The sequence below is a fragment of the Clostridium cochlearium genome (assembly GCF_900187165.1).
Taxonomy (GTDB): Bacteria; Bacillota; Clostridia; order Clostridiales; family Clostridiaceae; genus Clostridium_G; species Clostridium_G cochlearium.
The window spans coordinates 694,900-718,134 of the sequence record NZ_LT906477.1 but is presented as its reverse complement, the minus strand read 5'-3'; the positions used below and the strand labels follow the sequence as shown (position 1 = coordinate 718,134).

Annotated in this window: 25 protein-coding genes; 6 read left to right on the top strand and 19 right to left on the bottom strand. The window is 27.9% G+C overall.

The window, feature by feature from the left end; genetic code table 11:
* Window positions 1–221 precede the first annotated feature (221 nt).
* On the top strand, window positions 222–464 hold the full coding sequence (locus CKV72_RS03485) for a hypothetical protein (RefSeq protein ID WP_089863025.1): 243 nt from the start codon (window positions 222–224) through the stop codon (window positions 462–464).
* Between the two features lie 20 nt (window positions 465–484).
* Here CKV72_RS03485 and CKV72_RS03480 read toward each other — a convergent pair whose 3' ends face one another.
* The 6 genes from CKV72_RS03480 to CKV72_RS03455 all read right to left on the bottom strand — a co-directional run bounded on the left by CKV72_RS03480 (window position 485) and on the right by CKV72_RS03455 (window position 7,477).
* A complete protein-coding gene (locus CKV72_RS03480) occupies window positions 485–2,128 on the bottom strand; it encodes a Na/Pi cotransporter family protein (protein ID WP_095177505.1) in 1,644 nt (547 codons plus the stop codon).
* 229 nt (window positions 2,129–2,357) lie between these two features.
* Window positions 2,358–2,564: a heavy-metal-associated domain-containing protein gene (locus tag CKV72_RS03475; RefSeq protein WP_089863027.1), complete on the bottom strand. Its 207-nt coding sequence runs from the start codon at window positions 2,562–2,564 to the stop codon at window positions 2,358–2,360.
* 30 nt (window positions 2,565–2,594) lie between these two features.
* The gene (locus CKV72_RS03470; protein ID WP_095177504.1) at window positions 2,595–5,039 is read right to left on the bottom strand and encodes a heavy metal translocating P-type ATPase; all 2,445 of its coding nucleotides are present in this window, start codon (window positions 5,037–5,039) and stop codon (window positions 2,595–2,597) included.
* Between the two features lie 21 nt (window positions 5,040–5,060).
* Window positions 5,061–5,327 carry a metal-sensing transcriptional repressor gene (locus tag CKV72_RS03465; RefSeq protein WP_089863029.1) on the bottom strand — a complete coding sequence of 89 codons (267 nt, stop codon included), beginning with the start codon at window positions 5,325–5,327 and terminating at the stop codon, window positions 5,061–5,063.
* 93 nt (window positions 5,328–5,420) lie between these two features.
* Entirely contained in the window at window positions 5,421–6,791 is a 1,371-nt protein-coding gene (locus tag CKV72_RS03460; RefSeq protein WP_095177503.1) for a sensor histidine kinase, read from the bottom strand.
* Window positions 6,791–7,477: a response regulator transcription factor gene (locus tag CKV72_RS03455; protein WP_089863031.1), complete on the bottom strand. Its 687-nt coding sequence runs from the start codon at window positions 7,475–7,477 to the stop codon at window positions 6,791–6,793. Before CKV72_RS03455 ends, CKV72_RS03460 begins: the two co-directional genes overlap by 1 nt.
* 163 nt (window positions 7,478–7,640) lie before the next feature.
* On the opposite strand from CKV72_RS03455, the gene CKV72_RS03450 reads away from it, so the two are divergent.
* The 4 genes from CKV72_RS03450 (at window position 7,641) to CKV72_RS03435 (ending at window position 9,119) form a co-directional block, all read left to right on the top strand.
* Window positions 7,641–7,919 (top strand): SHOCT domain-containing protein, encoded by a 279-nt coding sequence (locus CKV72_RS03450; RefSeq protein ID WP_089863032.1) that lies wholly within the window; start codon window positions 7,641–7,643, stop codon window positions 7,917–7,919.
* Window positions 7,920–8,040: 121 nt separating this feature from the next.
* Window positions 8,041–8,211 carry a spore coat associated protein CotJA gene (locus CKV72_RS03445; protein WP_089863277.1) on the top strand — a complete coding sequence of 57 codons (171 nt, stop codon included), beginning with the start codon at window positions 8,041–8,043 and terminating at the stop codon, window positions 8,209–8,211.
* Between the two features lie 23 nt (window positions 8,212–8,234).
* Complete coding sequence (locus CKV72_RS03440) at window positions 8,235–8,504, top strand: spore coat protein CotJB (protein WP_095177502.1); 270 nt, start codon at window positions 8,235–8,237, stop codon at window positions 8,502–8,504.
* 21 nt (window positions 8,505–8,525) lie between these two features.
* A complete protein-coding gene (locus CKV72_RS03435) occupies window positions 8,526–9,119 on the top strand; it encodes a manganese catalase family protein (RefSeq protein WP_089863034.1) in 594 nt (197 codons plus the stop codon).
* A gap of 68 nt (window positions 9,120–9,187) precedes the next feature.
* Here the strand turns inward: CKV72_RS03435 and CKV72_RS03430 are convergent, their stop codons facing one another.
* The gene (locus CKV72_RS03430; protein ID WP_089863035.1) at window positions 9,188–9,748 is read right to left on the bottom strand and encodes a GNAT family N-acetyltransferase; all 561 of its coding nucleotides are present in this window, start codon (window positions 9,746–9,748) and stop codon (window positions 9,188–9,190) included.
* Between the two features lie 73 nt (window positions 9,749–9,821).
* Entirely contained in the window at window positions 9,822–9,965 is a 144-nt protein-coding gene (locus tag CKV72_RS12090; RefSeq protein ID WP_157726527.1) for a hypothetical protein, read from the bottom strand.
* A gap of 424 nt (window positions 9,966–10,389) precedes the next feature.
* On the opposite strand from CKV72_RS12090, the gene CKV72_RS03425 reads away from it, so the two are divergent.
* Complete coding sequence (locus tag CKV72_RS03425) at window positions 10,390–11,121, top strand: tRNA threonylcarbamoyladenosine dehydratase (RefSeq protein ID WP_089863036.1); 732 nt, start codon at window positions 10,390–10,392, stop codon at window positions 11,119–11,121.
* Between the two features lie 36 nt (window positions 11,122–11,157).
* Here CKV72_RS03425 and rpoD read toward each other — a convergent pair whose 3' ends face one another.
* The 11 genes from rpoD to CKV72_RS03370 all read right to left on the bottom strand — a co-directional run bounded on the left by rpoD (window position 11,158) and on the right by CKV72_RS03370 (window position 23,235).
* Window positions 11,158–12,006 carry an RNA polymerase sigma factor RpoD gene (gene rpoD, locus CKV72_RS03420; RefSeq protein ID WP_089863037.1) on the bottom strand — a complete coding sequence of 283 codons (849 nt, stop codon included), beginning with the start codon at window positions 12,004–12,006 and terminating at the stop codon, window positions 11,158–11,160.
* Window positions 12,007–12,216: 210 nt separating this feature from the next.
* Window positions 12,217–13,200: a UDP-glucose 4-epimerase GalE gene (gene galE / locus CKV72_RS03415; RefSeq protein ID WP_089863038.1), complete on the bottom strand. Its 984-nt coding sequence runs from the start codon at window positions 13,198–13,200 to the stop codon at window positions 12,217–12,219.
* A gap of 24 nt (window positions 13,201–13,224) precedes the next feature.
* Window positions 13,225–14,184, bottom strand: a complete 960-nt coding sequence (locus tag CKV72_RS03410) for a DUF5107 domain-containing protein (RefSeq protein ID WP_089863039.1) — start codon at window positions 14,182–14,184, stop codon at window positions 13,225–13,227.
* Window positions 14,174–15,331, bottom strand: a complete 1,158-nt coding sequence (locus CKV72_RS03405) for a galactokinase (RefSeq protein ID WP_095177501.1) — start codon at window positions 15,329–15,331, stop codon at window positions 14,174–14,176. Before CKV72_RS03405 ends, CKV72_RS03410 begins: the two co-directional genes overlap by 11 nt.
* A 24-nt stretch (window positions 15,332–15,355) precedes the next feature.
* Window positions 15,356–16,909: a UDP-glucose--hexose-1-phosphate uridylyltransferase gene (locus CKV72_RS03400; RefSeq protein ID WP_089863041.1), complete on the bottom strand. Its 1,554-nt coding sequence runs from the start codon at window positions 16,907–16,909 to the stop codon at window positions 15,356–15,358.
* A gap of 81 nt (window positions 16,910–16,990) precedes the next feature.
* Window positions 16,991–17,992, bottom strand: coding sequence for a LacI family DNA-binding transcriptional regulator (locus tag CKV72_RS03395; RefSeq protein ID WP_331253402.1), 1,002 nt, complete (start codon window positions 17,990–17,992; stop codon window positions 16,991–16,993).
* Between the two features lie 98 nt (window positions 17,993–18,090).
* The gene (mglC, locus tag CKV72_RS03390) at window positions 18,091–19,101 is read right to left on the bottom strand and encodes a galactose/methyl galactoside ABC transporter permease MglC (protein ID WP_095177500.1); all 1,011 of its coding nucleotides are present in this window, start codon (window positions 19,099–19,101) and stop codon (window positions 18,091–18,093) included.
* A gap of 20 nt (window positions 19,102–19,121) precedes the next feature.
* Entirely contained in the window at window positions 19,122–20,636 is a 1,515-nt protein-coding gene (locus CKV72_RS03385) for a sugar ABC transporter ATP-binding protein (protein ID WP_089863044.1), read from the bottom strand.
* A gap of 83 nt (window positions 20,637–20,719) precedes the next feature.
* Window positions 20,720–21,766 carry a galactose ABC transporter substrate-binding protein gene (locus tag CKV72_RS03380; RefSeq protein ID WP_089863045.1) on the bottom strand — a complete coding sequence of 349 codons (1,047 nt, stop codon included), beginning with the start codon at window positions 21,764–21,766 and terminating at the stop codon, window positions 20,720–20,722.
* 292 nt (window positions 21,767–22,058) lie between these two features.
* On the bottom strand, window positions 22,059–22,928 hold the full coding sequence (locus CKV72_RS03375) for a radical SAM protein (RefSeq protein ID WP_095177499.1): 870 nt from the start codon (window positions 22,926–22,928) through the stop codon (window positions 22,059–22,061).
* Between the two features lie 31 nt (window positions 22,929–22,959).
* A complete protein-coding gene (locus CKV72_RS03370; RefSeq protein WP_095177498.1) occupies window positions 22,960–23,235 on the bottom strand; it encodes a hypothetical protein in 276 nt (91 codons plus the stop codon).

The following is a 23,235-nucleotide window of genomic DNA, read 5'->3' as shown; positions in this document are numbered from 1 at the left end:
TTTTATTTTTTAAATATATCATTATATTTAAAATATTCTCTATATTGGGTAAAGTTTTAGATATAATTTTCAATTTTATATTGCCATTATAAATAATTTAACAAAATATGAGCAAACTATATTTTAAGTTATTTTTTATTGTATTAATTCAATTTTAATAGTAGAATAATAAGTAATACTTATTTTCACTACTTTTCTATTAAATTTTAGGAGGTATTTTTATGAAAAAGAAAAATGACTTAATTTCAAAACTTGCCATTGTAACAGCTGTAGTAGGAATTGGATCTTATATATATAAAAAAATAAAAAAATGTAATAACTCTTGCAATACTAATGATTTAGAACAGTATGAAGATGATTCCAGCTTTGAAATAATTTTAGACGACGACTTAGAAGATGAAGATAATTTAGAAGTTTCATCCAATGATGAAGATGATTTAGAAGATGAAAATAAGGATGCATAGTATGCATCCTTATTTTATGTTTACATTGAAACCTCTTCAATCTTTTTTAAATTATTATTTAAATTTAATACAACTTCAGCAATATTTAAAGAATGATCTCCTACTCTTTCAAAGTTGCTTATTATATCTAAATATATAGCGCTAACTCTCGCTTCACAAGCTTGAGAATTTAATCTCTTTATATCACTATCTCTTAACCTATCTTGAAGTTCATCTATTTTATCTTCTAATTTATAAACTTCTCTTGCCAATTCTATATCACTGTTTTGAAAACTTAATATAGTTTTCTCTAATGCTAATATAACACATTTATATATTTCGTTTAACTCTTTCATAGCTTCTTCTGAAAAAATAAGTCTCTTAGATATCTTTTCTGAAGACAAATCTGCAATATTTTTACCATGGTCTCCTATACGTTCTATATCTTTAACAACTCTAAACATGGATGTTACAACATCTATTTGCTTCTTAGATATTTCAGTATTTGAAAGTTTTACTAAGTACTTAGTTATTTCTTCTTCTAATAAATCTACAAAATCCTCGCCTTCCATAGCCTTTTTTATTAATTCCTCATCTTCTGTATATAAAGATTCTACTGCCTGTTCTAATATTTCTTTAGATTTCTCAGCCATTCTTACTATTTCTTTACTACATTGTCCTACAGCTATTACAGGTGTTTCTAATAACCTATCATCTATATATTTTATTCCTAATGTTTCTTCCTCTTCTTCTTGAGGTATTACCTTATTCACAAATAATACAAGATATTTTATAAACGGTATTTGTATTATAACATTTGCTATATTAAAAAAAGTATGTGCATTAGCTATTTGTTTTCCAACATCATTAGGTGTTATGTACATTATAATACTGCTTATAGGTTTTAATAACAATACAAATATTATAGTTCCAGTTATATTAAAAGTAAGATGTATTGTAGCTGCTCTTCTTGCATTTTTATTAGTTCCAACACTAGATAAAAGAGCTGTTACACATGTACCTATATTATCACCAAATAATACAGGTAAAGCAACTTGTATTGGCAATACACCATTATTAGCTAAAACTATTAATATCCCAATGGTTGCAGAAGAACTCTGAACTATAGCAGTTAAAGCTATTCCTACTAATATACCTAAAATTGGATTAAAAGCTAACGTAGCTATTATAGATTTAAATTCTTCTGAATCTGCTAAAGGAGCCATCGAGGAAGACATAGTTTTCATTCCTAAAAATAATATACCAAATCCTAGAACTATACTACCTACATCTTTAATTTTATTCCCTTTAGAAAATAAAATCATTATAGCACCAATGCCTATAAAGATAGGAGCTATATCACTTAAATTAAGAGCTACTAATTGTCCTGTCACAGTAGTTCCTATATTTGCTCCCATTATTACTCCTGCTGCCTGATACAGGTTCATAAGTCCTGCATTAACAAAACCTATTACCATTACTGTTGTAGCACTACTACTTTGAATAACTGCAGTAACTACTACACCAGTTAAAACTGCTTTTATTGGGTTAGAGGCTATCTTTTCAAAAAAAACTTTTAACTTATCACCTGCTACATTTTCTAGTCCATCCCCCATTATCTTCATTCCATATAAGAAAAGTCCTAAACCTCCAAAGAGCCCTGTAAGCATCTTCCAAATATCCATATAGTTATTCCCTCCAATAATTTAAACTGTCCAAATGTTATGGATTGTTTTCACGCTTTGTTTTAGTTTTTCTAACTTTAATATACATTAAATCAATACAAAATAAATATTTTTTTAATTTAATTAACATAGATTTAACATCAATATTCATCAAAAATTTACAAATAGGTAACGACAAAATTATAAAATAAATCCGTAAGAAAATCAAATTTCTTACGGATTTATTAATTTATTTTATACTTACAACTTCATATCCAAAATCTTTTATTATATTTTTTATATCCTCATTTGATATGTTTTCTTTGAAATAAGCTTGAGCTTCCTTATCTTGTAAATTAACCTCTATGTTTTCACATCCTAATTCTTCTAAAGCTTCTTCAATATGTTTTACACAATGCATACAACTCATACCTTCTATTTTTATTGTTTTCTTCATTTTAAATTTCTCCCTTCTTTGTTTTAAATTTTATCTTATAGGTTTAAAAGATTTTAATCTTAACGCATTTAACAGAACTGACACTGAACTAAAACTCATAGCTGCTGCTGCAATCATTGGATTTAATAAAGGTCCATTAAAGAATAAGTATAATAATCCCATGGCTATAGGTATTCCTATTGTATTATAACCAAATGCCCAAAATAGATTTTCTTTTATATTTTTTATAGTTTTCTTACTTAATAATATCGCTGTTGGTACATCCATTAAATCACTTCTCATTAAAACTATATCGGCAGACTCTATAGCTACATCTGTACCTGAACCAATAGCTATTCCTACATCTGCTTGGGCCAATGCTGGAGCGTCATTTATTCCATCTCCTACCATAATAACTTTTTTTTCTTCTTCTTGAAGTCTTTTTACCCAAAGTGCTTTATCCTCTGGTAAAACTTCTGCTAGTATTCTATCAATGCCTACTTTTTTACCTATGGCTTCGGCAGTTCTTTTGTTATCTCCTGTAATCATAACAACCTCTATATCCATTTTATGAAGTTCTTCTATAGCTTTTTTACTATTTTCTTTTAATACATCAGCTACAGCTATTAATCCTTGTATACTTTCATTTATAGCAATATACATAGGTGTTTTTCCTTCTTGTGCTAATTTTATAGCTATTTGTTCTGCTTTATTAAATTCTATATTATTTTCCATCATTAGCTTTTTATTTCCTAATAATAGATTTTTATTTTCTATAATAGCCTTAATTCCACGACCTGGTATAGCCTGAAATTCTTTAACATCCTTAAAGGATATCTTTCTATTTTCTAACTCTTTTACAATAGCTTCGCCTAAAGGATGTTCAGAACCTTTTTCTGCACTGGCAGCTATTGATAAAATTTCTTCTTCTGTAACTTCACCTAGTGCAATTATATCTGTGACTTTTGGATCTCCTTCAGTTATAGTACCAGTTTTATCTAAAATTACAGTGTTTATTTTATGAGCAGTTTCTAAAGCTTCACCACTTTTTATTAAAACCCCATAATCCGCTCCCTTACCTGTTCCCACCATAATAGCCGTAGGAGTAGCTAAACCCAAAGCACATGGGCAAGCAATTACTAGTACAGAAATAAAAATAGTCAGAGAAAAACTAAAACTCTTACCAGATATAGCCCATGCTAAACTTGATATTATAGCCAAAGTAATTACTATAGGCACAAAATATCCAGATATTATATCAGCCATTCTAGCAATAGGTGCCTTACTTCCTTGTGCATCTTCTACTAATTTTATTATTTGAGCAAGCGTTGTATCTTTTCCTACTTTTGTAGCTCTATATTTTATATATCCATTTTTATTTATACTTCCACCAATTACTTTATCACCTGTATTTTTTTCAACAGGTATACTTTCTCCGGTAAGCATAGATTCATCTATTGATGTAATTCCATCTACAATAACTCCATCCACTGGTAATCTTTCCCCTGGTTTTACCACAACTATGTCTTCAACTTCTACTTCATCTACAGATATAGTTACTTCTCTATTTTTTCTTATAACCACTGCAGTTTTTGGTGCTAAATTCATAAGCTTTTTTATAGCCTCTGATGTTTTACCTTTAGTAACTGCTTCTAAATATTTTCCTAAAGTAATTAAAGTTAATATAACCGCTGCAGATTCAAAATACAATCTATGCACATATTCTATATTTCCAATAAATATTTTATACACTGCAAATATGCCATATAAATATGCAGATAAGGTTCCTATGGCAATTAAGGAATCCATATTGGGTTCTCTTTTTAATAAGGTTTTAAAACCAACACTATAAAATTTATTCCCCATAAATACTACAGGAGTTGTTAATATTAATTGAGTTAAAGCAAAATTTTGAGGATTTTTTATTGGATTTAAAAATCCTGGTAATGGCATTCCAACCATATGTCCCATAGAAACAAATAAAAGTGGTATTGCGAATATTGCAGAATACAAGAATCTATTCCACAAAGCTTTTATTTCCTTTTCCTTTTTTATTTTCCTTGTATCAATACTTCCTTCTTCTGTTATCTTATATCCCGCTTTTTCTACTGCTTCTTTAATTTGTGATATCTTAACTACATCATCTACATAACTTACTTTAAGTTTTTCAGATGCAAAGTTCACACTAGCTTCTTTTACTCCTTCCAGTTTTTTAACACTTCTTTCTACAGCTTTTGCGCATGCAGTGCAGGTCATTCCTTCTATATTAAAAAGTCTAGTTTTTGTATCTTCTAAAAGTTTATATCCTGCTTTCTCTACAGCCTTTTTTATATCCTCTTTATTCAACTTATTTTCATCAAAGGTAATATTCAATTTTTCAGATGCAAAGTTTACGTTAGCTTCCTGAACTCCATCAAGCTTTTTACTACTTCTCTCTACAGCTTTTGCACATGCAGCACAGGTCATTCCTTCTACATTAAAAATTTCTTTTTTCATGTATATTACCTCCTTTCTTTATTATTTCTGTATTAATTTAAATAATACTTCCATTATTTCATCTACTTTTTCTTCTCCTGAATCATGTAAAAAAGCATTTTTTACACAATGATTTAAATGTTGCTTTAGTATATGCATATTTGCTTTTTTTAAAAGTCCCTGAGCTGCAATTATTTGATTTGAAATATCTATACAATACCTTTCATCTTCTATCATCTTTATAATTCCTTCTATTTGACCCTTAGAAGTTTTTAAACATTGAATAGCTTTCTTTTTTTCTTCATTCATATTTTTCACCTCCTCCCATCCCATACGGGGGGTGGGTTAATAACATTATATATCTATTAATTACAAATTTCAAGTTTTTTTAGTTACTAATTATTAGTACTTTTTAAACTTTATTTGAACTATTGTTCCCTTACCTAACTCACTTTCTATATCTATATAAGCAGAATGGATATTTAATATTCTTTTTACTATTGTTAATCCTATACCGCTACCATCTATTTCATGCCTACTTTTATCTCCTCTATATAGTCTTTCAAATATAAATGGCAAATCCTCTCTTTTTATTCCTTCTCCATTATCCTCAATTATAATTTCTATATTGTTTTTATTCTCTTTTAAAATCACCTTAATAATTCCATTACTTTTAATAAATTTCACAGAATTTGATATTATATTTATTAAAACTTGTTTTAATGCATTCTCATCTCCATTTATATAATAGTTCTTATCTTTATCTATATGTTTTTCTAATTGTATATGCTTTTCCTTAAGTATAATTGAAAAGTCTTTTATAACTCCTTCTAAGATGTTTTTTAAAGATACTTTATGCATACTTAAGTTAATATCCTCTCCTTCTATTTCTTTTAATATATTTAAATTGTCTAATAATTTCCCAAATCTTATTACTTCTTCATTTAGTCCCACTAAATTTTCTTCATCTAAAGGAAATATTCCATCAATCATAGCCTCTAAATTATTTTGTAGTATGTTCAAAGGGGTTCTTATTTCATGAGATATATCTGATACCAATCTTTTTCTTAAAGAATCCTGCTTTTGTAATTTCTCTTTTAATTCACTTATACTATCTTCTAATTTTTTTATTTCCAATATGTTACTTTTACTTTCTATGCCTATATCATAATTCCCCTTAGAAAGGGCTACAGAAATATCTGATACTTTTTTTATAGGATTAGATATTTGTTTTGATATATACAAACTTATGATAACTGTGATAATAATGGTAAATAATATAGAGATTAATACGCTATTATTTAAACTATTTATGAATTTCTCATCTTCTTTTGATAATAATATAGAACTATACTGTCCAATGGCTACATAACCTACAATTTTTTCTTCTACCTTTATTTCATAAGTCTTACTGGTATAGATACCCTTGTTTTTGTTTTGCATCATATCCATCATATGGCCCTTTTGTCTTATTGTATCTGGATTCATCATCCATATAATCTTTTTATCAATATTCATAAGCGATAAACAATAACTATTCATATAAGCTTCATGAATTAATTCTTCACCTGATTCTTCTGTCCAACTCCCATCCCTTTTATACACTTGAGAAAAATATTCTATTATTCTTTTATCTCTTTTGTTTTGCATTTCCTCCATATAATCATTAAAACTATTATTTACATTTAAATTTATAAGTATAAAGGATACTCCAAGTCCAAATATAGAACATATTAAAATGGATATAAGTATTTTTTTTCTTATACTATTCATTAATTTCCACCACCAAATTTATATCCAACTCTAGTAACTGTTAATATATACTTCGGATTTCTACTATCCTTCTCTATCTTTTTTCTTATATTTTTTATATGCACATCCACAGTTCTATCAAATCCTTCAAAATCTAGACCTAAAGCTGAATTTATTAACATTTCCCTAGTAAATACTTTTCCTTTATTAGAAGCTAATGTATATAAAATTTCAAATTCATTAGGAGTTAACTTTACATCTTTTTCTTGTATTTTAACTAATCTTTTTATTTTATCTATTTTTAATTCGCCATTATTAAAACTTAAAATCTCCTTCTCTTCTCCACCTATTCTCCTAAAAAGTGCATTTACTCTAGCTGTTAACTCTCTAGGACTAAAAGGTTTAACTAAATATTCATCAGCTCCAATATTTAGCCCTTCTATTCTATTTGATAAATCCCCCTTTGCTGTTAGCATAAATATATATACATCAGATATTTCTCTTATTATTTTACATACTTCTTCTCCTTCTATATCTGGAAGCATTAAGTCTAATATTATAAGTTTAAAATTCCCTTGTTTAAATATTTCTATTCCATTTATTCCACTGGTTGTAGAAAAGACCTCATATCCCTCTTTTTCTAAATAAGCTTTTAAAACAGAAGATACTTTTTTTTCATCTTCAATTATTAAAATATTCTCATTCATCAATACATCCTCCTGTTCATTATATTATTTAAATAATACCATAGTTAAATAAAGATATTGTGAAGATAATAACCTTTCTTCATAATATCTTCATATCAAACTTATAAAATTAAATTAATGAATTTAAACTTTAAAGATTTTGTTAAAAGGATGTGTATATATTATGTTTAATTGTATGAACATGTTTTCAAACTTTGGAGGATCTATTAGGAATTATCCTATAAATGGTTCATTCTTAGGAGGATTTTTCCCTATATTGGGAATGCTAAAATTTATAATGTGGGTGGCTTTAATTTATTTTGCTACTACTTTTATTGTATCTAAATTAAGTGGTTCAAATAAAAATTCTGAAAATGTATTGGACATATTAAATAAAAAATTTGCATCAGGAGAAATAAGTGAAGAAGAATTTCTTCATAAAAAAAGCATATTAAATAAATAAACAAAGGAGTAGGCTAATTTTTAGCCTACTTTTTTAATTAACATTTTTTATTTATTTGAATAGTATATTATTGTACTAATTTTAAGGAGTGAATACCTTGTACCAAAATTGTAATCCTTATATGAATAATTATACTGGAATCTCTTGTAACTTTAAAAATTGTAAACTAACAAGAGTTTATATTCCACGCCAACCTTATGGAAGGCTTTTTCATCTTAATGAAGCATTAAAAAGGGGAACTTTATTTGCTAATTTGTATACCCCCTATCCTAAAAAAACTTACTGTAAATAAAATCAATTTCTAGGAGGATATTAATGGATTATTCATGTCAGCATAATAATTCTAATCGTTCAGAATTATTAAAAAGAATTCAAGAATATGAGTTTGCAGCAGTAGAGTTAAACTTATATTTAGACAACAACCCAAATAATCAAAAAGCTATTTATGACTATAATTGCATCTGTGAAAATTTGTTAAGATTAAAAAAAATATATGAACAGAAATTTGGCCCTTTAACTAATTTTGGATACGGGAAAAGTAACTATCCTTGGCAATGGGTAGAAGAACCTTGGCCTTGGGAATAAACTAATAGGAGGAATTAGAATATGTGGATTTATGAAAAAAAATTACAACATCCTGTAAAAATAAAAAATAAAGATTTAAAAATGGCTAAATTTCTACTTACTCAATATGGTGGTCCAGATGGAGAACTTAGTGCAGCAATAAGATACTTAAACCAAAGATATACTATGCCTACTGGAAAATCTAAAGGTCTTTTAACCGATATAGGTACTGAAGAGTTAGCTCACGTTGAAATAATCTGTTCCATGATATATCAATTAACTGAAAATGCAACAGTGGATGAACTTGTAGAAGCTGGTTTAGGTTCTAATTATGCTATACGAAATAAAGCATTATTTCCAGCAGATGCAAATGGAGTTCCTTGGACTGCAGCTTATATCCAAGCTCATGGAGATCCTGTTACAGATTTGCACGAAGACATGGCTGCAGAGCAAAAAGCTCGTTCAACTTACGAACACTTAATAAAACTAACAGATGATCAAGATGTTAAAGATATATTGAAATTTCTATGGGCAAGAGAAATAGTGCATTTTCAAAGATTTGGTGAAGCATTAATGGACGTATATGACTATATTGATAGCGAAAAATGTTTTATTATAGAAAAACCTAAAAAATAAAAATTCTTTAAATTTATTATAGACTTCTATAATGAATTTAAATTTATATATTAAAAATAGGCTGCTAATCAGCCTATTTTATTTAGTTCTTCCCATTCTCTTTTTAATATTCCATAAAGATATATATCATATCTCTTTCCATCTCTATTCACTGCTTCTCTGTAGATACCTTCTTTTTTAAAGCCTAATTTTTCGTAGGATTTTATAGCTCTTTCATTATAACTTATAGTTATTAATTGTAATCTATGGAGATTTAACTCTCTAAAAGCAAAATCCATAACTAAGAATAATGCTTCGCTACCATAGCCTTTACCCCATTCGCTACTATCACCTATACCTATTGCTATGCCACCTACTCCATTACTCCAGCTTATTTTTTCTATCTCCACATATCCTAATATTTTGTTTTCATCTTTCTTTCTTATAGCAAAAAAATAATTATTAGAATTAGATACTTCTTCCATAAGCCATTCTCTGATTTTCCAAACAGTTTTTGGAGCACTTGGATTAAAATCAAACACCCTTAAAAAATTTGTATCCTCATACCACTTAGTAATAGTTTCTATATCCTCTTCTTTAAGTGCTGTAATCCTGATCCTGTCACTTTTAAGCAAATCTTCTCTAAACATGAAATCACTACCTTTACCTATACTATATTTATTATTCTACCTATTAATCTAGAAATAGTAAAGGAAGTAATATTTAATTTAATGGTTCATTCTCTTTTTGTGCTTTTTCCAACCTCTCTTTATATATCTTTCTGTAGTCTAATTTTTCATAGTTACCAAAAGTATTTATATTAACTTTTCTTATTCTATTTATAAATTTCTTTACTCTATCTTCCAAACAACTCACTCCTAGTATAATATATTTGCAACATAAAGTTACATAATTTCTTTTATTATTATTTTCCCCAAATTCTTTTTTAATATTGACTTTATTTAAATATCAATCTATTATATGTTCATACTACAAATCGTAAAATAAAAAACTGCGACACAGTTTTTTAATGAACAACTAACAATGAACAATGAATAATTTAGGTGGATTTTCTTCCGCTTTGCTACAGAAAATCTTAAATCTTATTAGATAAAGCAGATAACTAATCTCTGCAATAGTTCGTTTAGCGAAGCTAAACATCAAATCTTTATAAAATTAAAATTTTTTCTTAATGGCAATGGAGAAAAAATATCCACAATTGTTCATTATTCATTATTCCTTGTTCATTAATAAAAATTTTGCTTCACAAAATTTTTAGGAGGTGTATTTTTTGGAAGAAAACGCTTTTTCCAGAACAGAATTATTAATTGGTAAAGATAATCTTTTAAAACTAAAAAATAGCACTGTAGCAGTATTTGGTATTGGTGGAGTTGGCAGTTTTGCAACTGAAGCATTAGCAAGAGCTGGTATTGGTAATTTAATACTTATTGATAATGATGTAGTTTCAATAAGTAACTTAAATAGACAAATTATTGCCACTTTAGACACTGTAGGTAAATCTAAAGTAGAAATTATGAAAAATAGAATAAAATCTATAAATCCTAATTGTAATATAACAATGCATGAAATTTTTGCTAAAGAAGATAACCTGGGACATATATTAAATACTAACATAGATTATGTAATAGATGCTATAGATACCGTGTCTTCTAAACTTTCACTTATAAGCATGTGCAAAGATAAAAATATTCCAATAATAAGTTCTATGGGAACTGGTAACAAATTAGACCCTACAAAATTTAAAATTGTTGATATATATGAAACAAAGGTTTGTCCGCTAGCTAAAGTTATGAGGTATGAATTAAGAAAAAGGAATATTTCAAATTTAAAAGTTCTTTATTCTGAAGAAATACCTATAAAAATAAAATCTAATAATGAATCTTCAAACAACTCTGTACCAGGTCCTAGAAAAAAAGTATCACCTGGAAGTATATCCTTTGTTCCTCCTGTTGCAGGAATGATTATAGCCTCTGAAGTTATAAAAGATATTTTAAATATATAAAATAAGCTAGGAAATTTTACTCTCCTAGCTTATAATCTATTCAAAATAACCTTGTAATTTTTTAATTCTAGTTGGATGTCTAAGTTTTCTTATTGCTCTTGCTTCTATTTGTCTTATTCTTTCTCTTGTCAAATTAAATTCTCTTCCAATTTCCTCTAAAGTCCTACTTTCTCCATCTCCAACTAAACCATATCTTAATCTAACTATTCTTTCTTCTCTGGGTGATAGTGTAGATAACACATTGGACAATGTATCTCCTAACATTTGTTCTGTTACTTTATCTTCAGGTAAATATCTATCATCTGATATGAAATTTTGCAATATAGTGTCTTCATTTTCTCCTACAGGTGTTTCTAAAGACACTGGATCTTGAGAAACATTATATATTCTCTTTATTTTTTCTATAGGAATATTTGCCGTTTCTGCTATCTCTTCCTCTGTTGGCTCTCTATCTAACTCTTGTTCTAATTTCTTTTTAGTCCTTATCATTTTACTAATCACTTCATTCATATGCACTGGTATTCTTATAGTTCTTGATTGATCTGCTATAGCCCTTGTTACCGCTTGTTTTATCCACCAAGTAGCATAGGTACTAAATCTATATCCTTTTTTATAATCATATTTATCTACAGCCTTCATTAACCCAAGGTTTCCTTCTTGAACTAAATCTAAAAAACTTAATCCTCTTCCTATATACTTTTTAGCTATACTAACAACCAATCTTAAATTACTTTTTATCAACTCACTTTTTGCTCTATCATCGCCTTTTTCAATTCTCTTTGCTAAATTCACTTCCTCTTCAGCTGTAAGTAAATCTGATTGACCAATTTCTTTTAAATACATATTTATATAATCGTCTATTGCTTTTGCGTTACTAGCCTCCAATTATTTTCACCCCTTTTACATATCCTGTTATGCTTATAGGTAATTCATATTTGAAATATGGCACCAGATTATATACTTCAATAAACTTCTACTTATTCCTTCTTTATTTTTAATATTTTATAGAAAGGTTACAATTTATTAAATCTTTATACAAATTTATATACAAAATAACTATAGTGTCTACTTAATTAAACACTATAGTCCATAAAACTACATATAACCATTCGGATTATTCTTATGCCATTTCCATGCTGTATCTATAATCTTTTCTAAAGAATTATATTTTGGGTGCCAATTTAATTCTGCTTTTGCCTTTTCAGAAGATGCTATTAAAACAGCTGGATCTCCTTTTCTTCTATCTGCCATTTCCCATTTTATTTTTCTACCTGTAACTTTTTGTACCATGTCTATTACTTCTTTTACTGAAAACCCTGCTCCATTTCCTAAATTATAAATTCCACTTTTTCCTCCATTCTTTAATTTATTTATAGATAATAGATGAGCCTCAGCAAGATCCATAACGTGGACATAGTCTCTTATACAGGTTCCATCCTTCGTATTATAATCATTCCCAAATACTAGTATTTTATCCCTTTTTCCTAAAGCTACATCTATTATTATAGGAATTAAATGAGTTTCCGGTCTATGATCCTCTCCTATCTCACCTGTATGATATGCACCTGCCGCATTGAAATATCTTAAAACAGTATATTTTAACCCATAGGCTTTATCGCACCATTTTAGAATTTTTTCTACAGCTAATTTAGATTCACCATAGGGGTTAGTTGGGCTAGTTTTATCTTCTTCTATTATAGGTATACGTTCTGGTTCCCCATAAGTTGCTGCTGTAGATGAAAACACAATTTTTTTTACATCATGCTCAATCATACTCTTAAGTAATGTTATAGTTCCCCATATATTATTGTCAAAATACTCCAAAGGTTTTTCTACACTTTCTCCTACTAGAGAATTAGCTGCAAAATCTATAACTCCTTCTATAGAATTTTCATTAAATATTTTATCTAATAAAACTTTATCCCTAATATCTCCTTTGTATACTTTTCCACCTAATATAGCATTTTTATGCCCTTTTTGAAAATTATCTAATATAATTATGTCTTCCTTTTCTTCTAAAAGTCTAGCCACCATATGACTTCCAATATATCCTGCTCCACCACATATTAAAATACTCACACTTATCCCTCCAAAGTTTTAGTATTATATACTCTTTAATTGTAATCTTATATAAAAATTCAACTCTTCTTTTGGTTCTAAAATTTTTAACTTATTGTTATTTTTTGCTATATCTATATCATCATAATATCCGTTAGTTGGTTCCAATGCACAATTATAATCTCCTCTAAATCCTCCTTCTGTTACCCAAAACCCCAAATATGGAAGTTTTTCTTTTGGGAAATCTATGCTATACAATATTTTTTTAGAAGGATAATATATACCACATTTTCCTTCTTGCAATTCTCCCTTTACATAATATTTTTCTGTTTTATTATAGCTTTTAGGAAACACTCTATTTAAATAATATATATCTCCTTTACAGGATATGGTTTTAGGATAGGAATGTACCTTTCCAATTGTACCGAGGTACTCACTATCATGCACATTTAGAATTTTACTACACCCCTTAGGAAAAATTATTTCCATATCTTCTTCACATTTTACAAGACAATGCATAGCCCATATACATGGCAAATTATATTTTCCTTTATTTATAATTTTATAATTTATAATTAATTTATCATCTTCTATATAAATCTTTTTTTCATAGCTATAGTCTAATATTTTGCTAGTATATGTTAATATTATTTTATCTTCTACAATTTGATAATTAAAATTTCCAGTCCATATTTCTCCATGATCAGGATAAATAATTTCCTCTTCTCCATATTTCACCTTACAAGTATCTATAGTAGGAAAAGCATCATCAAATCCTGAGGCATCATATTTTTCAAAGAAATCATACAAATTTGGTTTTATATATTTTTCATATTTATTTTCATATAATAATTCAAAATCTTTATCTTTTCTATAAAAAGATGCTATTTTTCCTCCTAAAGATGGAATAACTATAATTTTTATAATATGATTTTCCAATTGTAAGGCTTCTATATTTTTATGCTTTATCTCTTTTATGATAAATTTATCACAATTATATTTCATAGGTACCTTCTCCTATTTCACTTGTGTAGAAATCCGGCTTGTATCCTATTATATTATTATAATTATTTGAAACTTCTTCTTTAAATAAATCTAATTTATTTTTTTCTACTAAGGCTATAGCACATCCTCCAAATCCAGCTCCAGTCATTCTAGCCCCGATACATCCTGGAACTTTTAATGCCTCGTCTACTATAACATCTAATTCTTTTCCTGTTACCTCATACAAATTCCTTAATGAAAAATGAGATTCTATTAACAACTTTCCAAATTCATCTATGTTTCCTTTTAATAACAAATCATAAGCCCTTTTAACTCTCTCATTCTCATAAACTACGTGAGTTGCCCTATTTAATATAATTTTATCTTCTATGAGGTTTTTTAAGCCTTCAAATTCTTCTAAAGAAAGTTCACATAAATAATTTATTTTCTTTTTATTATTAATTATTTTAAGCGCCTTTTCACATTCCAATCTTCTTTCATTATATTTAGAATCACTTAATTCCCTTCTCTTATTAGTATTCATTATAGTAATAACATAGTTTTTTAAATTCACAGGAGCATATTTATATTCCAAAGTATTACAATCTAATAATATAGCTCTATCTTTTTTCCCCATAGCTACTGCAAATTGATCCATTATACCACAATTTAAGCCAACAAAATCATTTTCTGCCTTTTGGCTCAATTTAATTAATTCTATTTTATCTAGTTTTCCATTATTAAATATATTATTTATCATAATTGCGATTAAAAGTTCTAAAGAAGCTGAAGAAGATAATCCTGCACCATTGGGTATATTACCACTTACCAGTATATCCATTCCCCCAACTTTATACCCTTTATCAATAATTTCTTTTATAACACCTTTAGGATAATTTCCCCATCCATCTTCTTTTTTATATTTTATATTATCTAAATCTATTGAAATTTTTAATGGTATATTAGTAGAAGCTAAATTCACCTTTTTATCTTTTCTCTTCCTTACGCATCCTAAGGTTCCAAAATTTAGAGCACACGGAAAAACATTTCCTCCATTATAGTCTATATGCTCTCCTATAAGATTTACTCTCCCTGGTGAAAAAAAAATTCTCATGTAACCTTCTCCATATAGCTTTATAAATTTTTCTTTAAGTTTTTTTATATCCATATTATTTCCTCCATTTTAATAATGCTAATCTGTTATGAACCCCATAGATTTTATAAATTTTATAAATCCTTGTTTTCCTTTTTTATCTCTCTTAAACACGCCTGCATTTTTTAATATGTTTGTAAATATTTCTCCTACTTGTTCCTTTAGCACATTTTCTGCTTCTTCCTTTGATAATTCATCTCCATATCTATCTAAAAGTTCTTCTATCCATTTTAAATGTTTTTCCATGGCAGTGTTTTCGCTAGATTTTATTTTTGATAAAAGTTCCTTATCTCCCATTAAAATTTTTTCTATACAATTTAATTCTTCTTTTAATCTTCCTGGAAGAACAGCTAGACCCATTACTTCTATTAGTCCTATATTTTCTTTCTTTATGTGATGGTATTTTTCATGTGGATGGAATATACCATTTGGATATAATTTATTTGCTCTATTATTTCTCAAAACTAAATCTATTTCAAACTCACCACTAGAATTTATTCTGCTTATTGGAGTTATAGTGTTATGAGGAATTTTGTTATTTTCTTCTAATGTATAACTTATTATACCTAAATCCTCGTCATTATAAATTCTCCAACTATCTAAAATATACTTAGATAATTTTACTAAAGCTTCTTTATTTGTTGATTTTAATCTTATAACTGACATTGGCCATTTTACAATCCCTAATTTAATATCTTTAAATGATTCGTGTTGGAATTCTTCTTCTATTAATGCCTTTTCCATAGGGAAAACATAATTTCCTCCCTGAAAATGTTCATGATTTAAAATGGATCCTCCTACTATGGGTAAATCAGCATTAGAACCTATAAAATAATGTGGGAATTTTTCTAAAAAACACAAAAATCTACGAAAAGTCTTATCACAAATTTTCATAGGTACATGTTTTTCATAAAATAATATAGAATGCTCTCTATAATAAACATAAGGTGAATATTGTAAAAACCATTTTTCATCTTCTAGTTCTACTGGTATTACTCTATGGTTTTGTCTCGCTGGATGATTTAGTCTTCCTTTATAGCCTACATTTTCTAAACAAAGTGGACATTTAGGATAAGAAACTTGAGGTGCATTTTTTAACTTGGCTATTTCTTTAGGATCTTTTTCAGGTTTTGATAAATTTATTGTAATTTCCATATCTCCATATTCTGTGTGTTTTTCCCATCTCATATTTTTTTTTACTCTATCCCATCTTATATAGTTTAAAGCTTTTGACATATTATAAAAATATTTAGTTGCTTTACTAGCTCCTTTTTTATAATACATATCATAAAAACTTCTCACTACTTCTGATGCCCTTGGAGTCAAAGCTCCCATTATTTTAGTATCAAATAAATCTCTACTTATTGTGCTATTTTCTATAATATTATTATCTACTGCATACTCTAACATATTGTTTAATATATCTGTAGGCACATTTATATCTTCAAATTCTTCTTCTCTTTCATAAGGTTCATCTACTTGAAATAATTCTAGCAAATAATTTCTAACAGGTATTTTATCTATTTCTTCCATTAAATTATTATTTACACCAAACGCTAGTAGCCTTTCTATCTCTCTTTTTATATTAATCATATTTTATTCCTCCTATAGAAAACCTTTTCTAAAAGTTTAATTAAAAAGTGCCTATATACACACTTTTTAATTAAACTCATTTTAATAACAACTTTCTCTAACTATAAGCTTAGTCTCCATAGTATACTTTATAGACTTATTTTTATCTTCTATAATCTCTAACAATTTTAAAGCAGCTATGTTTCCTATCTCTTCCATATTAAGATCTACTGTAGTTAATTTAGGATGAGTTATATTTGATATCAAAGTATTGTCGAATCCAATTATTGAAATATCATAAGGTACATTTAAATTTAATTTATTACAAGCATTTACACTTCCTAATGCCATTAGGTCATTACATGCAAATATAGCTGTAGGTTTATTTTTCTTCAAAAGAAGTTCTTCAACTTTTTTTTGAGTATTTTCCACAACCTCTATACTATTGCCTTTTCCTACATCTAATATCTCTTTATAATTTAAATTATTTTTTTCTATAATGTCTATATAAATTTTTTCTTTAATATCATAAGAATAACTTTTAGACCCTCTTATAAATGCTATCTCTTTATGACCTAATTTCAATAAATATTGAAAAGCCTCTAATGTTCCAACTTTTTCATCATAACATATAAAATTACCTTTAATCCCCTCTGGCGATCCATTTATTATTATAATTGGCAATTTCATTGATACGTCTTCTAAATATTTATTTTTTAAATTATCTATGGTTGGATCTATAATAATTATTCCATCCACACCTTTAGACATTAAATTTTCTATAATTTCTTTTTCTTTTAAAGCTTCACCTCTAGTATTACATAATACAATACTATATCCTTGATCTTTACTATAATCTTCTATACTTTCTACAATGGTTGGGAAAAATAAGTTAGTAATTCCTGGGACAATTACCCCTATTGTAGAAGTTTTTTTAGTTATAAGACTTCTTGCTAACATATTAGGCTTATAATTTAGTTTTTCTATAGCTTTTTCTATTTTTATTCTAGTCTCTTCCTTTACAGGGTAATTATTATTTAAAACTCTTGATACTGTACTTATAGAAACCCCTGCTTCTTTTGCTACATCATTAATAGTTGGCATCATTTAATCACCCTTTTAATATCTTACTTAATTACAATTATTCTTTTAATTTATTCTATCATTTTGTAATGATAAATTCTATTGAATTATTAAGTCCATTATTTTTTAGCAATATATTTTCTAATATCAAAAGCTACAGCTCCTATAATTATAATTCCTTTTATAACCTGTTGCCAATATGCAGATACACCTAATATAACTAATCCATTGTTCAAAACTTCAAATATTAAAACACCTGTTATTATGCCTTGAACTGTTCCAATTCCACCAGAAGTTGAAACTCCTCCTATAGTTGCAGCCGCTATAGCGTCTAACTCATACATTAAACCATAGTTATTTGTAGCTCCACCTGTTCTAGCAGCTAGTAGTGCACCTGCTAAACCATATAATCCTCCTGCTAATGCATAAACTTTTACAAGAGTTCTCTCTACGTTTACTCCAGAAACTTCAGCTGCATTTGGATTTCCACCTATTGCATATATATGTTTCCCAAATTTAGTCTTATTTAATATAAACCACATTACAAGTATTACTAATCCAGCAAGTATTATTAAATTAGGTATTCCTAATGTAGATCCTGTTCCTAGTTCTGAAAAATCTTTTCTTAATCCCCCTATAGGTTGAGCATTAGTATATATACATGCTGCTCCATATACTATAACCATCATTCCTAATGTAGCTATAAAAGGAGGTACTTTTAAATAAGATACAACTAGTCCATTTATTACACCTATAATAAGTCCTATACCTATTACTAATAATATAGGTACTATTAAAGGCAATTCTGGTGCATTTTTAAATAGTTTATATGCATAATCTGGTCTTTGCAATAAACTAGATGATATACATGCTGTAAAACCAACTACACGTCCCGCTGATAAATCTGTTCCTCTTGTAATTAATGCTCCACCAACACCTAGTGCTATTATTACACGTACAGATGCTATAATTAATACGTTTACAATATTTCTCTTAGATAAAAAACTACTATCTAAAAAGCCTATAGATAATAATAAAACCAAAAGCACTAAATATATTGCATACTTTCCTGCAAATTCCTTTATAGTTTTTGTATTTATTTTTTTCCTTTTATTTACAAGTTCTGACATATAAAAAACCTCCTTACATACTAAATAAATTGAGTAGCATATTTCATTATTTTTTCCTGAGTAGCATCTTTACTATCTATTATTCCACTTAATCTTCCATCGCACATTACCATTATTCTATCCGACATTCCTATCAATTCAGGCATTTCAGAAGATATCATTATAATACTTTTTCCCATTTTAGCTAGGTCAGATATTATACTGTATATTTCATATTTAGCACCTACATCTATTCCTCTTGTAGGCTCGTCCATTATTAGTATATCTGGTTCTGTAAGTAACCATCTTGAAAAAATAACTTTTTGTTGATTTCCTCCAGAAAGATTTTTTATTTGAGTAAGATGAGAAGGTGTTTTTATATTAAGTTTTTCTATACTATCTTTGATATCTTTTAATCCCTTTTTTTTATTTACAACAAATTTTAAATCAACATATTTATCTAAACCCGCTATTATGGTATTATCACCTACTGTTAATACTGGAAAAATTCCAGTAGATCGTCTCTCCTCCGTTAATAAAGCAATACCATATTTTTTACTATTTACAGGACTTTTTATTCTAGCTTCTTGTCCATTTATATATATTTTTCCCGATTCTATTTTTCTTAATCCAAATATAGATTCGACAAGTTCCGTTCTTTGTGCTCCAACTAATCCTCCAATTCCTAATATTTCTCCCTTTCTCAAATCAAAACTTATATTCTTAAAAGATTTCTCATTAGCTGAAGTTAAATTTTCTACTTTCATTATGACTTCACCTGGAGTATTTTCTTTAGGTGGGAACCTATTTGTTAAATCTCTTCCTACCATTTTAGATATGATTAAATCTGTTGTAAGACTTTCTGATTCCCAAGTTCCTATATACTTACCATCTCTCATTATGGTTACTTCATCAGCAATTTGTAAAATTTCCTCCATCTTATGAGAGATATATATAATTGCAACTCCTTGGCTTTTTAAATCATTAATTATAGAAAAAAGATTTTTAACCTCATTTTCTGTTAATGAAGATGTTGGTTCATCCATAACTATTATTTTGGAATTATGTGAAACAGCCTTTGCAATTTCTAAACCTTGAACTTGTGATACTGATAATTTAGAAACTAAAGTACTTGGATCTATATTCATTTTTAATTTATCTAATAAAGCTTTTGTGTCATCATACATCTTTTTATGATCAACAATTTCTAATCCAAATAATTTTTTCACTGGAAATCTACCTAACCATACATTTTCCATAACACTTCTATGTGGTACTGGATGAAGTTCTTGATGAATCATAGATATTCCATTTTCTAGTGCATCTTTTGCATTTTTAAATTCAACTTTTTTTCCATCTAAAATTATTTCTCCAGTATCTGACCTATACATACCAAAAAGACACTTCATAAGTGTAGATTTTCCTGCTCCATTTTCTCCCATCAAAGCATGTACTGTCCCTTTTTTTACTTTTAAATTTACTTCATCTAAAGCTTTTACACCAGGGAAGGTTTTTGAAATGGCTTTCATTTCTAAGATAATATTATCTTCCACCATATAGATACACCTCTTTAAGAATTATTCTACATATGTAATATGTAAATAATGTTCAGGGAGACTTCTCCCTGAACTAATATATTTTATTTTTCTATATCTTTTAAATTTTCCTTAGTTATAGGTTTATATGGAACCCATTTATATTTTCCATCAGTTATTCCTTCTACAGATTTAGTAGGATCTTCTCCTTTAGCTAATGCATATGCTATATCAAATATAGCTTTTCCTTGGTTTTTAGCATCATTCAATACTGTTCCTAACATTTCACCTGCTTTTAGTGAATCTAATGCTGGTGCGGTAGCATCTACTCCAACAACTGGTATAAATTTATCTCCTTTATAATAGCCTGCCGCTTTAAGAGCTTCTATTGCTCCTAATGCCATATCATCATTGTTTGCAAATACTGCTTCTACTTTATCTCCATAAGCAGATAACCAAGCTGACATTTTTTCTTGTCCTTGTGCTCTTTGCCAATTAGCAGTATCTGTGGCTAATTTTTCTGTTTTTACTCCTTGCTTTTCTAATTCTTTAATTGAATGTTCTGTACGAAGTATTGCATCTTGATGTCCTGGTTCTCCTTCTAACATTACATATTGTAATTTTCCATCTTTATTCTTATCTGCTGTAGGGTTTTTCTTCCAGTAATCTGCAATTATTTGTCCTTGCATAGCTCCTGATTCTTCAGCTTTTGCTCCTACATAATACATCTTGTCCCATTTGTCCATATCTTCCTTTACAGGTTCACGATTAAAAAATACAACAGGAATATCAGCTTTTTGAGCTTTTTCTATAAGAACAGAAGCTGCAGTTCTATCTACCATATTAACTGCTATAACATCATAACCTTGAGTAATAAATGTATCTACTTGGTCATTTTGAGTAGCTTGTTGGCCTTGTCCATCAACAGCATTTATAACAATTTTTTCTCCTGTTTCTTTAGCTTTTGCATCTGAATTTTCTTGAATTGCATCTCTAACCGTGGAAATAAAAGTATCATCAAATTTATATAGGGCTACCCCTACTTTAAGATCTTTTCCTTCCTTTCCTCCTTTCTCTCCTCCAGAACCACAACCTGCAAATAAAGTAGTTGCTAATATTGTTGCAGTAACAAGTGATATAATCTTTTTCATTAAGACACCCCCAAATACATGATTTAATTTACATAATCATGTAGTATTTATATTATAAAAATAATAGTCTTATTACTATTATTTTTATTTCTAAATCGCTAAAAAAGAAAACCTTTTCTATTGACCCATTTAAACTATGTACAATCTTATCCACTTAGTTTCATTTTTGTGAAAACCTTTTCTAAACTTATTATATACTCTTCTTCTATTTTTGTCTATATTAAATTCTTGTAATATTTCAACTATTTATACAATAAAAATGGCTTTTGTCAAAGCAAAAGCCATTTTCCCATTATAATAATCTATATTCATCTTTTTTATAATAAAAATCGCCACTTAATATATTATCTATTGTTTTTATTAATTTTTCTTTATCCTTCGGTAGGGTACCTTTTAAGGGAACATAATTGGAGGCATGGTTACTTCTAAATATACAGTTAGTTACATCCATATTTTCTAACATTAATTTTGTTTCCATCATAACTTCTTCTGGCTTTAATAAAGTAATTTCTCCTTTTTTCACCTGTTCAGCCATTTTGGTATCTTCATTTAAAAGAAGAGTTAATACTCCTAGGTAATCTGGATCTATTAAACTTACTACTTTTCCCGTTTCTATGGCATGTTCTTTCCACTTTTCTTTTCCTCCAAGGCTTGATATTATAGTTAAAGATAATTTTATTCCACTCTCCTTTACCTTTTTCCCGGCTTCTATAAATTCTTCTGAACAAATACCTTTATTTATATCTTTTAAAATTTCATCACTACCGCTTTCTAATCCCATATAAATTATTCCTAATCCTAGTTCTTTAAGTTCTTTTAATTCTTCTATGGATTTTCTTAATATATCTTTAGCTGTACCATATATACCAATTCTTTTACAATAAGGATAAATGTCCTTTACTTTTAATAGTATTCTTTTTAAACTTTCCGTTTTTAAACAAAGTGCATCTCCATCTGCTAAAAATATTCTATTTATTTTTCCATAATATAATCTACCCTGCTCTAAGTCTTCAAATATCTCTTTTAGTTCTCTTACTCTAAACTTCTTATCTTTATACATAGAACAAAAGCTACATTTATTATGAGAACATCCTATAGTAGTTTGTACGATTAGACTATCTGCTTCACTAGGTGGTCTATACACAATACCTTCATACCTCATAAATTTTCAAAATCCCTCCGTTAAAATCACCTTATTCTACTTCTCTATATTCTACGTCTATAACTTCACCATTAAATACTTTTTCTTCATTTTTAACTTCTTCTATATCTATTTTATTATTATTATATTTTACGTTATTCCTAATTTTATTAAATTTCTTAATTAAAAAATTAACTCCAAAAATAGCTGCTATCAATAATAATATGAAAGGTAACACTGTGGTAATTAAAGAAAAAGCTAACATTATTATTCCTATTGAAATTATCATTTTTATTAATGTATTTATATTTCTATTTATAAAATCCAT

Coding starts and splice junctions, on each gene's coding strand:
- CKV72_RS03485 (WP_089863025.1), top strand. CDS start 222: ATGAAAAAGAAAAATGACTTAATTTCAAAACTTGCCATTGTAACAGCT.
- CKV72_RS03465 (WP_089863029.1), bottom strand. CDS start 5,327: ATGAATGAAGAAAAAAAGAAAGCTATTCAATGTTTAAAAACTTCTAAG.
- CKV72_RS03410 (WP_089863039.1), bottom strand. CDS start 14,184: ATGAAATATAATTGTGATAAATTTATCATAAAAGAGATAAAGCATAAA.
- CKV72_RS03385 (WP_089863044.1), bottom strand. CDS start 20,636: ATGGTGGAAGATAATATTATCTTAGAAATGAAAGCCATTTCAAAAACC.
- CKV72_RS03395 (WP_331253402.1), bottom strand. CDS start 17,992: ATGCCAACTATTAATGATGTAGCAAAAGAAGCAGGGGTTTCTATAAGT.
- CKV72_RS03475 (WP_089863027.1), bottom strand. CDS start 2,564: ATGAAGAAAACAATAAAAATAGAAGGTATGAGTTGTATGCATTGTGTA.
- CKV72_RS03455 (WP_089863031.1), bottom strand. CDS start 7,477: ATGAATGAGAATATTTTAATAATTGAAGATGAAAAAAAAGTATCTTCT.
- CKV72_RS03480 (WP_095177505.1), bottom strand. CDS start 2,128: ATGGATATTTGGAAGATGCTTACAGGGCTCTTTGGAGGTTTAGGACTT.
- CKV72_RS03440 (WP_095177502.1), top strand. CDS start 8,235: ATGGATTATTCATGTCAGCATAATAATTCTAATCGTTCAGAATTATTA.
- CKV72_RS03430 (WP_089863035.1), bottom strand. CDS start 9,748: ATGTTTAGAGAAGATTTGCTTAAAAGTGACAGGATCAGGATTACAGCA.
- CKV72_RS03445 (WP_089863277.1), top strand. CDS start 8,041: ATGAATAATTATACTGGAATCTCTTGTAACTTTAAAAATTGTAAACTA.
- CKV72_RS03435 (WP_089863034.1), top strand. CDS start 8,526: ATGTGGATTTATGAAAAAAAATTACAACATCCTGTAAAAATAAAAAAT.
- CKV72_RS03405 (WP_095177501.1), bottom strand. CDS start 15,331: ATGGATATAAAAAAACTTAAAGAAAAATTTATAAAGCTATATGGAGAA.
- CKV72_RS03370 (WP_095177498.1), bottom strand. CDS start 23,235: ATGGATTTTATAAATAGAAATATAAATACATTAATAAAAATGATAATT.
- CKV72_RS03470 (WP_095177504.1), bottom strand. CDS start 5,039: ATGAAAAAAGAAATTTTTAATGTAGAAGGAATGACCTGTGCTGCATGT.
- CKV72_RS03375 (WP_095177499.1), bottom strand. CDS start 22,928: ATGAGGTATGAAGGTATTGTGTATAGACCACCTAGTGAAGCAGATAGT.
- CKV72_RS03450 (WP_089863032.1), top strand. CDS start 7,641: ATGTTTAATTGTATGAACATGTTTTCAAACTTTGGAGGATCTATTAGG.
- CKV72_RS03460 (WP_095177503.1), bottom strand. CDS start 6,791: ATGAATAGTATAAGAAAAAAAATACTTATATCCATTTTAATATGTTCT.
- CKV72_RS03380 (WP_089863045.1), bottom strand. CDS start 21,766: ATGAAAAAGATTATATCACTTGTTACTGCAACAATATTAGCAACTACT.
- mglC (WP_095177500.1), bottom strand. CDS start 19,101: ATGTCAGAACTTGTAAATAAAAGGAAAAAAATAAATACAAAAACTATA.
- CKV72_RS03400 (WP_089863041.1), bottom strand. CDS start 16,909: ATGATTAATATAAAAAGAGAGATAGAAAGGCTACTAGCGTTTGGTGTA.